This window comes from Saccharopolyspora sp. NPDC045941, assembly GCF_056431445.1.
In genome coordinates, this window is sequence record NZ_JBWKKU010000033.1 from 20,205 (window position 1) to 34,617 (window position 14,413).

At 70.8% G+C, this 14,413-nt stretch carries 8 protein-coding genes; 6 read left to right on the top strand and 2 right to left on the bottom strand.

Features of this window, described 5'->3' with window-relative positions; genetic code table 11:
- Positions 1-2 precede the first annotated feature (2 nt).
- The 6 genes from AC07FN_RS25300 to AC07FN_RS25325 all read left to right on the top strand — a co-directional run bounded on the left by AC07FN_RS25300 (position 3) and on the right by AC07FN_RS25325 (position 8,032).
- A complete protein-coding gene (locus AC07FN_RS25300) occupies positions 3-1,646 on the top strand; it encodes an amidohydrolase (protein ID WP_478397869.1) in 1,644 nt (547 codons plus the stop codon).
- 55 nt (positions 1,647-1,701) lie between these two features.
- The gene (locus AC07FN_RS25305) at positions 1,702-2,868 is read left to right on the top strand and encodes a lactate 2-monooxygenase (protein ID WP_478397870.1); all 1,167 of its coding nucleotides are present in this window, start codon (positions 1,702-1,704) and stop codon (positions 2,866-2,868) included.
- A gap of 212 nt (positions 2,869-3,080) precedes the next feature.
- Complete coding sequence (locus AC07FN_RS25310) at positions 3,081-4,076, top strand: NADPH:quinone oxidoreductase family protein (protein WP_478397871.1); 996 nt, start codon at positions 3,081-3,083, stop codon at positions 4,074-4,076.
- A gap of 97 nt (positions 4,077-4,173) precedes the next feature.
- The gene (locus AC07FN_RS25315) at positions 4,174-5,376 is read left to right on the top strand and encodes an acyl-CoA dehydrogenase family protein (protein ID WP_478397872.1); all 1,203 of its coding nucleotides are present in this window, start codon (positions 4,174-4,176) and stop codon (positions 5,374-5,376) included.
- Positions 5,373-6,473: an acyl-CoA dehydrogenase family protein gene (locus AC07FN_RS25320; RefSeq protein WP_478397873.1), complete on the top strand. Its 1,101-nt coding sequence runs from the start codon at positions 5,373-5,375 to the stop codon at positions 6,471-6,473. The genes AC07FN_RS25315 and AC07FN_RS25320 overlap by 4 nt, the downstream gene beginning before the upstream one ends.
- A gap of 68 nt (positions 6,474-6,541) precedes the next feature.
- Entirely contained in the window at positions 6,542-8,032 is a 1,491-nt protein-coding gene (locus AC07FN_RS25325) for a long-chain-fatty-acid--CoA ligase (protein WP_478397874.1), read from the top strand.
- A 100-nt stretch (positions 8,033-8,132) separates the two neighbouring features.
- On the opposite strand, the gene AC07FN_RS25330 is transcribed toward AC07FN_RS25325, so the two are convergent.
- Both AC07FN_RS25330 and AC07FN_RS25335 read right to left on the bottom strand, forming a co-directional pair.
- Positions 8,133-8,393: a hypothetical protein gene (locus tag AC07FN_RS25330; protein WP_358382215.1), complete on the bottom strand. Its 261-nt coding sequence runs from the start codon at positions 8,391-8,393 to the stop codon at positions 8,133-8,135.
- A 352-nt stretch (positions 8,394-8,745) separates the two neighbouring features.
- Positions 8,746-14,250 carry an ATP-binding protein gene (locus AC07FN_RS25335; protein ID WP_478397875.1) on the bottom strand — a complete coding sequence of 1,835 codons (5,505 nt, stop codon included), beginning with the start codon at positions 14,248-14,250 and terminating at the stop codon, positions 8,746-8,748.
- Positions 14,251-14,413: the final 163 nt, after the last annotated feature.

The window sequence follows — 14,413 nt, forward strand, 5'->3', positions numbered from 1 at the left end:
TCGTGGCCGACTCGGCAGAGCTGATCTTCACCGGAGGCCCGGTCCTCACCATGGACGAGGCGGCTCCGGTAGCCGAAGCCCTCGCCGTCCGGGACGGCGTGATCATCGCAGTGGGGCGAGCAGCCGATGTCCTGGCGTTGCGGGGCCCGGACACGCAGGTGTCCGACATCGAAGGGCAGGCACTGCTCCCGGGCTTCGTCGAGGCCCACGGGCATCCCTCGACGATGGCCCTGACCCTCGCCCCACCCGCGATCGACGTCCGTCCGTTCACCGTGCCCACCGGAGCGGAGGTCTACGATCGGATCAAAGCGGCCGTGGCCGCCGCCCCGGGCAAGCCGGTGGGCGTCTACGGGATCGACCTGCTGCTGCAACGAGATCTGGCCTTGCCCACCCGTCGGCTGCTCGACGGGCTGTGCCCAGACGCTCCGCTCGTGGTGGTCTCCAATAGCGGCCACGCCGCCTACGGCAACACCGCCGCCCTGCACGCGGCGGGAATCACGGCCGACACCCCCGACCCGGCGGGGGCTCGGTTCGTCCGCGACGCGAGTGGCGAACCCACCGGCGAGGTCCAGGAAACGGCCGCTCTCCTGGTCCTCTTCGAGGCGCTGGGGGATTTCCGCGACGACGCGCAGGCGTCCGCCGCGCTGGACTGGGCGTTCGCCGAGCACGCCCGGGTGGGGATCACCACGGCGACCGACATGGCAACGGATCCCCGGAACGTCCTGGCGTTGCGCGCCGCCGCCGAACGCCCGGATGCCGTCCTGCGGATCCGCTCGTACCTCATCGGGACTCCCGAGCTGGCCGCGGAGCGGGAACGGCGCTTCGCCGGACACGCTCCCGCGAGCGAGATGTTCGGCATCTCCGGCATGAAGCTGTGGGCCGACGGCACCCCGTGGCAGGGCAGCGTCGCGACCAGCTTCCCGTTCAAGGACAACGACGCGACCCTCCGCATCGGCATGGACCACTGCGCGCACGGTCCGATGAACTACAGCCCGGAGCAGCTCGCCGAGCTGGCCGCCGCGTTCACGGCCCAAGGCTTCCCGTTGGCCTGCCACGTCCACGGGGACGTCACCGTCGAAGCCGTTCTCGATGCGTACGCCGGAGCCGGTGATCCGGAGGCGCTGCGGGCGATGCGGCCGCGGCTGGAGCACTGCGGCGCCGTTACCGCGGAGCAGTACCGCCGCGCGGCCGACATGGGCGCCACCGTCAGCCTTTTCATGGATCACGTCCGCTGGTGGGGCGATGTCCTGGCGGATGACCTGTTCGGCGCCGAGGTCGCCGACCGCTGGATGTCCGCGCGGTCGGCCTGGGACGCGGGGCATCGCGTCTCCCTGCACAACGACGGCGTCTGCTCACCCACTGATCCGCTGTCCAGCGTCGCCACCGCGCTCACCCGCCGATCGCAGAGCGGTCGCATCCACGGAACATCCCAGCGCCTCACCATCGACGAAGCCCTGCGCGCGGTCACGACCAATCCGGCGTGGCAACTGCACCTGGAGGACGAGATCGGCATGCTGCGCACCGGGATGCGCGCCGACCTCGTGATCCTCTCCCGCGACCCGCGCGCCGTGCCCGTCGAGCGCTTCCGCGAAGCGGTCGAAGTCTCGGCCACCTACCTCAGCGGGCAACGGACCTGGTCGCGCTGACCCCGCGGTCCGGTCGGAGCCGATGCCTGATCGTCCGACCAAGAAAGGATGTCCCATGAGCCATCCGTTCGGCTCCTACCAGAACGAGATCTACCTCAACGGCCTTGCCGGGATCCTGCCGCGGTTCCCGATGGTCCACGCCGAGCTGGAGGCCAAGGCACAGGCGGCACTGCCGCCGTCGGTGTGGTCGTACGTCGCAGGAGGTGCCGGGGATGAGCACACGCAGCGGGCCAACACCACCGCATTCCAACGCTGGGGTCTCGTTCCCCGGATGTTCGTCGGAGCCGCGCAACGCGATCTGTCCGTCGACCTGTTCGGGATGACGCTGCCGGCTCCGCTGTTCATGGCGCCGGTCGGCGTCCTCGGCATCTGCGCGCAGGACGGACACGGCGACCTCGCGACCGCACGCGCCGCCGCGAACACGGGCGTGCCGATGGTCGCCTCGACGCTGTCCGCCGATCCGATGGAGGAGGTCGCAGCGGAATTCGGTGCGACACCCGGCTTCTTCCAGCTGTACACCCCCACTGATCGGGAGCTGGCCGAGAGCCTCGTGCATCGAGCCGAGCGCGCCGGCTTCAAAGGCATCGTGGTCACCCTCGACACCTGGATCACCGGGTGGCGGCCGCGGGATCTGGCGACGAGCAACTTCCCGCAGCTGCGTGGGCACTGCCTGGCCAACTACACCAGCGACCCGGTCTTCCGGGCGCGCCTGGACCGCGCGCCGGAGGAAGACCCGCAGGCCGCAGCCCTGATGTGGACGCAGATCTTCGGCAATCCGCTGACCTGGGCCGACTTGCCGTGGCTGCGGTCGCTCACCGAGCTCCCGCTGATCGTGAAGGGTCTCTGCCACCCCGACGACGTGCGGCGTGCCAAGGATCTGGGCGTGGACGGCATTTACTGCTCCAATCACGGGGGTCGTCAGGCCAACGGCGGATTGCCCGCCCTCGACGCCCTGCCGGCCGTCGTCGAGGCAGCGGATGGGCTGCCGGTGCTCTTCGATTCCGGCATCCGCGGCGGCGCCGACATCGTCAAGGCGATCGCTTTGGGCGCCACCGCCGTCGGTGTCGGTCGGCCCGTCGCCTACGGCCTCGCCCTCGGCGGCACCGACGGAGTCGTTCACGTCCTCCGCTCGCTGCTGGCCGAGGCCGATCTGATCATGGCCGTCGACGGCTACCGGACCCTCGCCGACCTCACGCCCGACGCGCTCCAGCGCATCACGTGACAGTGCGGAGGTGGGGCTGCTGGCCGGGAATCGGTGATTCTCCGGCGATTCGTCCGGCGGCGGCCAAGGGATGGCGGTGGTGGTAGCGGCTGTCATGAGCCGGCGATGCGCGAGCAATGCGGCGGGTGTTCCCGATGCCGGCAAGCGGTTCAGCGCCGGGATGGCCGCACGGTTTTCCTTCGACTGTACGAAATTCGTGATCAGGACAACGGATGGTGAGTGAGATGAAGGCGTGGCAGGTCGCCGAGCTCGGGGAGCCTCGCGACGTGATGGAGCTCGTCGAGGTGCCCGAGCCCGAGCCGGGCCCAGGACAGGTCTCGGTGCGAGTTCTCGGAGCAGCAGCCAACTTTCCCGACGTGCTGATGTGCCGCGGGCGCTACCAGACGCGCCCTCCGCTGCCCTTCACACCTGGTGTGGAACTCTGCGGCGAGGTGGTGGCGGTCGGCGCCGAGGTGGACGGAATCGCTGTCGGCCAGCGGGTGCTCGGCGGGTCCGTGCTCCCGCACGGCGGGTTCGCCGAGATGGCGCTGATGGACGCCGCGACCACGTTCGCCGCACCGGAATCGCTCGACGACGCCCAGGCCGCGTCGCTGTTCATCGGATACCAGACGGGCTGGTTCGGCCTGCACCGCAGGGCTGGCCTGCGGGAAGGGGAAACCCTGCTCGTGCACGCCGCGGCAGGCGGCGTCGGCAGCGCGGCGATCCAGTTGGGCAAGGCGGCGGGAGCGCGCGTCATCGGAGTGGTCGGCGGGTCGGAGAAGGCCGAGTACGCCCGCAGCCTCGGTGCGGACGTGGTCGTGGACCGGCACCGTGAAGACTTCGTCGAGATGGTCAAGGCCGAGACAGGTGGTCGGGGCGCCGATGTCGTTTACGACCCGGTCGGCGGCCAGACCTACCAGCGATCCACCAAGTGCATCGCCTTCGAAGGGCGAATAGTGGTCGTCGGCTTCGCCGGGGGCGAGATCCAGAGCGCGGCGCTCAACCACGCGCTGGTCAAGAACTATTCGATCGTGGGGCTGCACTGGGGCCTCTACAACACCCACGACCCGGCCTCGGTCGGGGAGTGCCATCGCGACTTGGCCGCGCTGGCGGACCAGGGCATCGTGCGCCCGCTGGTGAGCGAGAAGCTCGCCCTGGACACCGTGGCCGAGGGCGTCCAGCGCCTCGCCGACGGCGTCACCGTCGGCCGGGTGGTGTACGTCGCGTGAGTCGGCAGGCAGCCACCAGCGGATCCGCGTCGACGAGGAGACCGCTGCCACCTGGCGCTTCGGAACCACCATCTCAATCTCTTGAGGAGCACCCCTGGTGGAACATGACAATCCCCTGCACGCCGACCTGCGTCGGCGGGTCGAGGAGGTCCTGGCCGAGCACGACCCGGCTACCAGCGATCCGGTGGAGTTCAACCGGGCCCGGTTCGATGCCGGGCTGGCGTGGGTGAACTTCCCCGAAGGCCTGGGCGGGCTCGGCTCGCCGCGTGAGCTCCAACCGTTCGTCGACGAGCTCTTCGAAGCCGCCGGTGCGCCGGACAACAGCTCGCAGACCAACGGCATCGGTCTGGGGATGGCCGCACCGACGATCCTCGCCTACGGCACCGCGGAGCAGAAGCAGCGGTTTCTGCGTCCACTTTGGACAGGGGAGGAGATCTGGTGCCAGCTCTTCAGCGAGCCGGGTGCGGGGTCCGACCTCGCGGCACTGGGAACCCGCGCTGTCCGCGACGCCGGGAGTGGGGGAGAATGGGTGGTGAACGGCCAGAAGGTGTGGACTTCCGGCGCCCACTTCGCCAGGTTCGCGATCCTCGTCGCCCGCACAGCGCCCGACCTGCCGAAGCACCAGGGGATCACCTACTTCATCTGCGACATGACCGATCCCGGGGTCGAGGTGCGGCCGCTGCGCCAGATCACCGGCGAGGCGGAGTTCAACGAGGTCTTCCTCACCGATGTCCGCATTCCCGGCGGCCACCGCCTCGGAGCGGAAGGCGAGGGCTGGCGGGTTGCGAACACGACGCTCAACAACGAGCGAGTTTCCATCGGCGGGCAGCCGATCCCACGTGAAGGCGGCGTCCTCGGCCCGGTGGCGCGCACCTGGCGGGAGCGCCCCGACAAGCGCACACCCGAGCTGCACGACCGGCTGATGGGGCTCTACGTCGAGGCCGAGGTCGCCCGGTACACCGCGGCCCGACTGCGCCAGAAGGTCGCGGCGGGACAGCCGGGCCCCGAGGGTTCGGCGCTGAAGCTCACCTTCGCGCGGATCAACCAGGCGCTGAGCGGGCTCGAGCTGGAGCTGCTCGGCGAGGACGGCCTGCGCTACCAGGACTGGACCCTGGTGCGCCCCGCCAAGGTCGACTTCACCGGACGCGACGCCGGCTATCGGTACCTGCGCGCGAAGGGGAATTCCATCGAGGGAGGCACCTCGGAAATCCTGCGCAACATCGTGGCCGAACGCGTGCTGGGTCTGCCGGTCGAGGCGCGTGGTGACAAGGACATCCCCTGGAAGGACCTCAAGCGATGAGCGACGACATCAACCTCCTCGAAACCGACGTCGAGGTGTCCCTGCGGAGCACGCTGCGCGACTTGCTCGCGGACCACTGCGAGCCGGTCTCGGTGATGCGCGCCTACGAAGGCGACCACGCGTTGACGCAGGCCCTGTGGAAGGTCGTCGCATCCGATCTCGGGCTGGCCGGCCTGCTCGTGCCCGAAAACCGCGGCGGTGCGGGCGCGTCCGCCCGCGAGGTCGCCGTCGTGTTGCAGGAACTGGGCAGGTCCGTCGCGCCACTGCCGTTCCTCTCCAGTGCCGTCGAGGCCACCACCGTGCTGCTGGCCGGCGGCTCCGAGCTGGTGCGGGAACTGGCCTCCGGTGACCGCACGGCCGCGCTGTTGGTGCCCTTCTCCGCGGCTGCGGACTCACCGCTTCCGTCGATCGGAGTGGACGCGGCGGGACGCCTGACGGGACACGTCACCAGCGTCGCGGGGGTGCTCGACACTGATGTCCTGCTGGCGGCGGTGGAAACGCCTGCGGGCACCGAGGTGCACGCCGTGCAGGCGAGTGCGGCCACCGTGACGCCGGTGGTGTCCCTCGACATGACGCGGCCGCTTGCCGACGTGGTGCTCGACCGAGCCGCCGGTGAGCTGGTCGTGGGAGCAGACGCAGGCGCCGGTGCAGTCCGCCGGGCGCTGGCGACGAGCGCGGCGCTGTTGCCGTCCGAGCAGGCGGGTGTGGCGGCTTGGTGCTTCGAGACGACGGTGGAGTACCTCAAGATCCGGCGCCAGTTCGGCCGACCGGTCGGTGGGTTCCAGGCGTTGAAGCACCGGCTCGCGGACCTCTTCGTCGAGGTGGAGTCCGCTTCGGCCGCGGCCTGGTACGCAGCCGGCACTTCGGCCGCGGGAGCGGACGACGCGGCGATCGCGGCCGAGGTGGCGTCGTCGTACTGCAGCGATGCGGCGGTCCACGCTGCCGAGGAGGCGGTGCAGCTGCACGGCGGCATCGGTATGACCTGGGAACACCCGGTGCACCTCTACCTCAAGCGGGCGAAGGCGGACCAGATCGGTCGGGGCCTTCCAGCTCACCACCGCGGAGTGCTCGCCGGGCTGGTCGACCTGCCGTCGTGAGCACGACGGCCCTTCGCTGAAGCCATATCGACCTGGCATCGCTGCGATCGCCTGATGCTTGGAGGAACATGCCCAGCGTCGCTGGATCATTGTGGGAGCACGCCGCCGCGACGCCGGACGCGGCGGCGGTCAGGGCAGGCGCAGACGTGTGGAGCTATGCGCGGCTGCGCGACGCTTCCGCCGCCTTCGGAGGGGAGTTGCGGGCGCACGGCGTGCGGGCGGGAGACCGGGTGCTGCTGGTGGCGCCCACCGTCCCCGAGTTCGCGGTCGCCTACCTCGGCGCCCACCTGATCGGAGCTGTGGTCATCACGATGAACACCATGGCCACCGCGCCCGAGATCGACTACGTCGTCGAGGACTCCGGAGCCCGTCTCCTGGTTGCCTGGCACGAAGCGCGGGAGTCCGCGCAGCGCGTGGCCGAAGAACGCGCCCTGCACCTGCGGGTGCTCGGGCCGGGAGCTGCGGCAGAGGAAGGCGAGCCCGCGCACGCCCCGGTGGACTTGGACCGCCAGAGCACGGCGGTCCTGCTGTACACCTCCGGGACCACCGGCCGGCCCAAAGGTGTCGAGCTCACCGTGGCCAATCTCCTCGACACCGCACGGATTTTCGTCGAACAGCTGCACCTCACGGCGGCGGACCGCTGCGGGACCGGGCTCCCGCTGTTCCACGTCTTCGGCCAGGCGGTCTGCCTCAACTCGGTGCTGGCGGCCGGTTGTTCGATCTCCCTGCTCTCGCCCTTCGACCCGGCAGCCATGCTCGGGATGATCCGGCGCGACCGGCTCACCTTGGTCGCTGGTGTGCCGACGATGTGGAACGCCATGCTGCACGCCGCCGGCGACTTCGGCCCCGATGATTTCGCCGACCTGAGACTCGCCTCCTCCGGTGGCGCATCCCTCCCCGGCGAGGTCATCAGTGCGTTCTCGGAGCGGTTCGGCTGCACCATCCTCGAAGGCTATGGACTTACCGAGTCCACCGGCGCCGCGACGTACAACTCTCCAGACCACGAGCAGCGGGCCGGGGCGGTGGGACTACCGCTCCCCGGCACCGCGGTGGAGGTCCGCGACCCGGGTGGTGACGCGCTCCCGGCAGATGAGGTGGGGGAGGTGTACCTCCGCGGGCCGAGTGTGATGAAGGGGTACTGGAACCGCCCCGAGGAGACGGCCGCCGATCTCGCGAACGGGTGGTTGAAGACCGGTGATCTCGGCAGGCTGGACGGGGATGGCTACCTCTACATCGTCGACCGCGCCAAGGACCTCATCATCCGCGGTGGCTACAACGTCTACCCGCGCGAGGTCGAGGAGGTGCTGTACCAGCACCCGGACATCGTCGAGGTGGCCGTCATCGGCGTACCCGACGAGAGGTACGGCGAGGAGGTCGCTGCCGTCATCACCGCACGCCCCGGTGCGCAGATCGCCCCCGAGGAGCTCCGCGCCTGGGCGAAGGAGCAGCTGTCCGCGTACAAGGTGCCGCACCTGATCCGATTCGTCGACGCCCTGCCCAAAGGCGCCACCGGCAAGATCCAGAAACGCGCCCTGGACTGGAAGGCGCTTTCGGCGTGATTCCGCGGGGTCCGTCGAACTGCCTCGCGGGGAGCCTCTCGTGTTCGATGCCTTCAAGGGCCTGGACGATCCGTGCGAACAAGCGCGACCGGGCTGACCGCTAGTCCTCGGTCCCGGCCGGGTAGCCCGTGGCGACCTTGTACAGCTCCGGCCTCCGCCCGGCGAACTCGTGCACATAGCCGCACCGGTCGCAGATCAGCCCGAGCGCGGACTGATTCGCCCACGCGAAGCCGAACATCTCGGCTCCGGTGGAGTTCAGCTTGACCTCGCGCGACCAGAATTCCCGCCAGCCGCACACCAGGCAGCGGAAGGCCTTCCCCAGCACGGTGGCGAGCTTCGGCTTCATGTCGAACAAACCCATGGGCGCCGATCATGCCAGCCGCTCCCGAAGGACGTCCCCCGATCACCCGATTTCGGCCGCCTGGCTGGGGTTTTCCCGTCCGGCGAGGAAACAGCAAGTCCCTTGGTCCGGCGGCTCAGGTGTAAGCACGCGGTGCGGAGTTGGAACTCGTCGTCGCCGAGCATCTGGTTCAAGGCCCTGTCCGGCAGTGCTTCCGGTTGCGCTGCGGTCTCGATCTCTGCCGCAGGAGCCCCGCGGTCGGCAGCGGAGTCGGTGACCGGCGACCGGCGGGAACTCCCGCGCCAGGCGCGAGAAGGCCCGCTGACCAACGCTTTCGCGCGGTCAACGGGCCTGCCTCATGCCCCGGAACCGGTTACGCCCGGCGCATTCCGCTCTCGATGGCGTCGATGATCCGCGGCCGCAGTTCGTCGGCGCGAACGATCGCGTCGACCGAGCCGACTTCGACGGCCCGCTGGATGCTGTGCACCCGGTCGAACTCCGCCGCCACCTCGCCGAGCTTCTCCGCGCGCACCGCAGCCCGGACATCGGCCAGCTTCAGGTTCAGCGTCGCCCGCTCGGTGCCGTCGGTCTCGGCGACGAGCTCTTCGAGCTCGCGCACCGCGGGGTCGTTCGCCGTTCGCGTGTTGACCTCGCCCGCGAAGACCACCGCGGCCGCCGGCGCGCCGCCGATCACCGAGGCGAACGAGCCCTCCACGGCGAGCACCGTCATGTTCGGGTTCAGCGCCTTGGAGAACACCACGAAGGCGCCGCCGTGGTACCGGGAGATCACGCAGAACACGATCGGGCCGCGGAAGTTCACGATGGCCCGGCCGATTTCGGCGCCGTACTCCAGCTGCAGCTTCCGCATCGACTCCGGCGAGCCGTCGAACCCGGACAGGTTCGCCAGCACCACGAGCGGCCGGTTCCCGCTCGCCGCGTTGATCGCCCGCGCCGCTTTCTTCGACGAGCGCGGGAACAACGTCCCGGCGGTGTAGGAGTCCGGCCCGTCGGTGGGCGGGAAACCGCGGCGCGCCACCGGCTGCGATTCGATCCCGAGCAGGCACACCGGCCAGCCGCCGAGGTGCGCGTCCTGCACGACCGCGGTATCCGCGTCGGCCATCCCCGCCCAGCGCTCCAGAACGGGGTGGTCCTGGTCGGCGACGGCCCGCAGCACCGTGCGGATGTCGAACGACTTCTTGCGGTCCGGGTTGCTCGCGGCGGAGAAGATCTCGCCCACCGTGGAGAAGTCGCTGCCGGCCAACGCGTGCGGGAAACCGGAGATGTCCCGGTCGTGCGGGTCGGCGGTCCCGGCACGCCGCGGCGCGGCCTCGCCGGGGACGACGTAGGTGTGGTCGTAGTGCGCCATCAGCACATCGCGCGCGGCACCCAGGTTCGGTGCCCAGTACTGGGCCTGGCCGTTCGGCCCCATCACCCGGTCGTAGCCGCCGATGCCGAAGTTGTCCTCGGCCGACACGCCACCGGAGAAGTCCAGCGACTGCTTGCCGGTCAGCACCATCGCCGAATCCGGCGTCATCACCAGGATTCCCTTGGTGTGCATGAGCATCGTGGCCTCGGCGTTCCAGTACGGCTGGGCGCCGACGTTGATCCCCGCCACCACGATGTTGATCTCGCCGCCGTCCTGGGTGAACTGGACGATCCGCTTGAGCGCGGCGGCCACCCAGTCCATGTTCTCCGTGCCGGAGTCCATCGAGATCCGGGCACCTGCCGACAGCGCGAACCACTCCAGCGGCACCTGCAGCCGTTCGGCCAGGTCCAGGGCGGCGATCACCCGCGAGCACTCCGGTTCCGACAGCGCGCCGAGCGCCTTGGTCGGATCGCCCAGCAGCATCACCCGGGTCACGCCCTCGGGATGGCGCTCGGTCGGTGTGCTGACGACGCCGGCGACGATGGCCGCCGAGTTCTGGCCCTTCGGGCGGTCCACCGGCGCCAGCGCGCCGGTTTCGTCGAGGTCGTGCTCGACGAACGTGCCGTCGGGCCCGGCGAGCATGCCGGTCAGCTCGTACGGGTAGGCGGTGCCGCGCTTGGCGGCGCGCAGCACCTTCTGGCGGTAGCTGTCCAGCGGCTCGATCGGCTCGGTCGGCGGTTCGATGACGGACAGCTGAATCCCGGTGCCGGCGTCGTAGCCGATCCGCACGGCGAATTCGCTCAGCTCGCCGGTCTCCCGGTCGCGCCGGCGCCCGAGGAACAGCACTTCCTCCAGCCCGGCACCCGCGGTCGTGGGCAATACCCGCTGCGCGACGGTGTTCAGCTCGTCCGTGGACAGCTCGTTCGGCGGCCACACGTAGATGGTGATCCGGTTGGTGCCGGACCGGTTGTTCCCGTTGTTCGCGCCGGGCTTCGCCTGCGCCTTGCGGACCGCGTCGAGGCACGCGGTGAGCACGCCTTCCGCGGCCGGCAGCGCGACGAGCCTGCCGTCGTCGTCCCGGAGCGGCGTCAGGTCGCGCACCTGGGCCAGTGCCACGAACCGCTCGTCGGACGGGTTGTCCGGCGCCACGCAGCGGAAGAGGTACACCTCCTCGTCGGCCGACGGCAGGCGGGTGAGGTCGAATTCGCTCAGCCGCTCCAACTGCATCCGCTCGGCGATGAGCGGGTGCAGCCCGCGGATCAGGCGTTCCTCGGCGAAGCCGGCCGGCGACGGCCGGAACGTGAAGTGGTGGTGCATCACCGCGCCGCTGCGGCCCGCCACGGTGGTGGTGATCCGGCTGACCTGGCTCGGCAGCGGCTGGGCCGCGAGCACCTCGGCCAGCTCTGCCGCCATCGCGTCGGTGTCTTCGGGCTGATCTGCCCAGACGAGGTAGATATCGGCGACCAGATCGCCGTCCGGCGCCAGTTCGCCCAACGCCCGCACGGCGTCGGGCAGGGCAGCGAAGTCCACCGCGGTGGCCACCACGCGCGTGCGCGCGCTCCGGTGCCCGGCGCTGACGAACGTGCAGCCCGCGGCCCGGGTCGTGCGGACGTCTTCGAGCTCCCGGTTGCCGTAGTAGCGGCGGGTGAGCACCTCCAGCAACGGCGCCGGGTCGGTGCCCTCGCGGCCGATGCGCTGCCCGACCAGCCGGACCAGCGGTTCGGCGCTGGTGACCATGGCGGAGATCCGCTCCGCCCGGTCCGGTGCGTCCGGGTGCTCGTCGAGGTGGCGCAGGTGCTCACGCACGCCCGCGTAGACCTCCGCGCGGTGGCGCCGCAGCATGGGTTGGGCGAACCAGCGGAAGACCACGGTGCGAGCCAGGTCGGAGACGGCGGGGAACCGGAGCTGGGTGGCCGCGATCAGGTGTTCCAGCGCCAGGCCCGCGGCCTGGCGAGCCGCGCTGGACGGAGGTGCCTCGGCGAGCCACTGCCGCAGCAGGTCGGTCACCACCGCCGCGCCCGTCGTGGCGCGCTGCTGGGCGAGGAAGATCCGGAAGACGGCCTCTTCCAGCTCGGGCGCCCGGTCCAGCTCGTGGACCCCGTAGTGACCGAGCACCCGGACGAGGCGCTGCTGGAACGTCTCGGACAGCCCGGCCCGCTCGACGTCCAGGCTCTGCAGGTAGGTGTGGAAGTACTCGCGGGGGCTGTGCACCCGCGAGTCCGCCTTCGTCTCTTCCCCGACCGGCCGGTTGCGGCTCAGCTCGGAGAGGTCGGCGAACAGCGCGAGCAGTTCGATCTCCTCGGTGAGCGGGCGCTGCCCGGCCTCGGCGAGTTCCGCCCGGGCCGTCAGGTAGTCCGCCAGCACCCGGCGCTCGTCGTGCGGGTCCACGTCGAACCCGAGCAGCAGACCGCGCAGGTCCTGCTGACCGCGGGTAGCCCGCTGCCGCGCGCTGAGGCCGCTCGGCCGCTGGGGCAGGGCGAGGTCGGCGGCGGCTTCTTCGGATGGCTGCTCGGGGCCGGCCTCGTCCTGGTCGCCGAGCGGCTCCAGCCGCAGCAGCGGCGCGCCCATCTCGACCTGGCTGCCCGCCCGCACCCTGCATTCCCGCAGCTTCGCGCGGAACGGCGCGCGCACCACGGTCTCCATCTTCATGCTCTCCAGCACGAGCACCGGAGCACCCGCTTCGACCTCGGCGCCGACCTCCAGCGGGGTCGCGACCACCAGGGCAGGCGCCGGTGCGCGCAGCACACCGCCCTCGTCCCGGCTGACCCGGTGGGCGACGCCGTCGACCTCGACGAAGTGCACAGGACCGTGGGTGTCGGTGACCAGCCGGTACCGCTGCCCGTTGACCGAGATCTGCCCGGCGTGCGTGTCGAACCGCTCGACCTCGACGTCCGCGGGGTGGACGTCGCCGCCGCCTGCGGTGCCGATGCCGACCCGGAACCGCTGGTGCCCCACGCGCGCCACCTGCACCCGGTAGCCGACGCCCCGGAGCTTGAGGTCCAGCGGTCGGCCGCTCTCGTGGCGCGCCTGGGGGCGGCCGCCGTGCGCGGCGGCCAGGAACCGCTGCCGTTCGGCGAGTTCGGCGTCCTCGTAGTCCTTGATGGCGGCCGCGGCCAGCGCGATCGCGGAGTGCCGGTGTGCCTGGAGCTCGCCCTGCGCGCGCACCCGGTCTATCCACCCGGTGTCGGCGGTGGCCTCGATCACCTCGGGCCGGTCGAGCAGGTCGAGCACGAAGCTCTTGTTCGTCGCGCCGCCGGAGACGATGACCGTGGTCTGCGCCATCGCCCGGCGCAGCCGGCCCAGTGCCTCGTCACGGTCCCGGCCGAACGCGATGATCTTGGCGATCATGGAGTCGAAGTCGGCGGGAATGGTGTCGCCCTCGCCGACCCCGGTGTCCACGCGGATGCCGGGACCGGCCGGGAAGTCCAGGCGGACGATCTTGCCGGGGGAGGGGGCGAAGTCGCGGTCCGGGTCTTCGGCGTTCAGCCGGGCCTCGACCGCGTGCCCGCGCTCGGCGGGCGGCTCACCCGCCAGCTTGCCGCCGGACGCCACGTGTAGCTGGGCCTTGACCAGGTCGACGCCGGTGGTGGCCTCGGTGATCGGGTGCTCCACCTGGAGGCGGGTGTTGACCTCCAGGAAGGCGAACAGCCGCTCGCCTGGGTGGTAGAGGAACTCCACGGTCCCCGCGCCCCGGTAGTCCACGGCGAGGGCGAGCCGCTCGGCGGCGGCCTTGAGCTCGCCGCTCTGCTCGGCGCTGAGCACCGGGGAGGCCGATTCCTCGATGACCTTCTGGTTGCGCCGCTGGATCGAGCAGTCCCGCACCCCGAGCGCCCACGCCGTGCCCTGCCCGTCGGCGATCACCTGGACCTCGACGTGCCGGGCGCCGGTGACCAGCCTCTCGAGGAAGACCGCGCCGCTGCCGAAGGCGCGCGCGGCCTCCATCCGGGTGCGCTCGTAGGCGTCGACCAGCTCCTGCTCGTCGTTGATCACCCGGATGCCGCGGCCGCCACCACCGGCGGTCGCCTTCAGCATCAGCGGGTAGCCGATCTCGTTCGCGCTGCGGATCGCCGCGTCCAGGTCGGCGACCTCGCCGCGGCTCCACGGTGCCACCGGGACGCCGACCTCTTCGGCGATCAGCTTCGCGCCGATCTTGTCGCCGAGCCGGCGCATCGCCTCGGGGCTCGGCCCGATGAAGGTCACGCCCACCTTCTCGCAGAGCTCGGCGAACGCCGGGTCCTCGGCGACGAAGCCCCAGCCGACCCACGCCGCATCGGCCCCGGTCTCGGTCAGCGCCCGCTCCAGGACGCCGAGATCGAGGTAGGGGCGCGCCTGCGCCGGGCCGAGGTCGTAGCTCAGATCGGCCTCGCGCACGAAGGCGGCCGTGCGGTCGGCGTCGGTATAGAGGGCCACGGTCTCGATCCGGGACCCGGTTTCCGCCGCGACCTCCCGCACGGCATGGATCAGCCGCATCGCAGCTTCCCCACGATTGACGATCGCAACACGACTGAACACCGAGCAGACCTCCTGCAGCTATCTCTCCTGGGGGCGGCAATGCCCCGCTAAGCACACCATCCTGGCTACCGGTGGGTATGGATATGTCGAAACCCTGGCGTGGTGCGCCCCGAAAATCGTTTGGCATCGCCAAATCGACCCGGCCGGCGCCCCTCCCGACTGC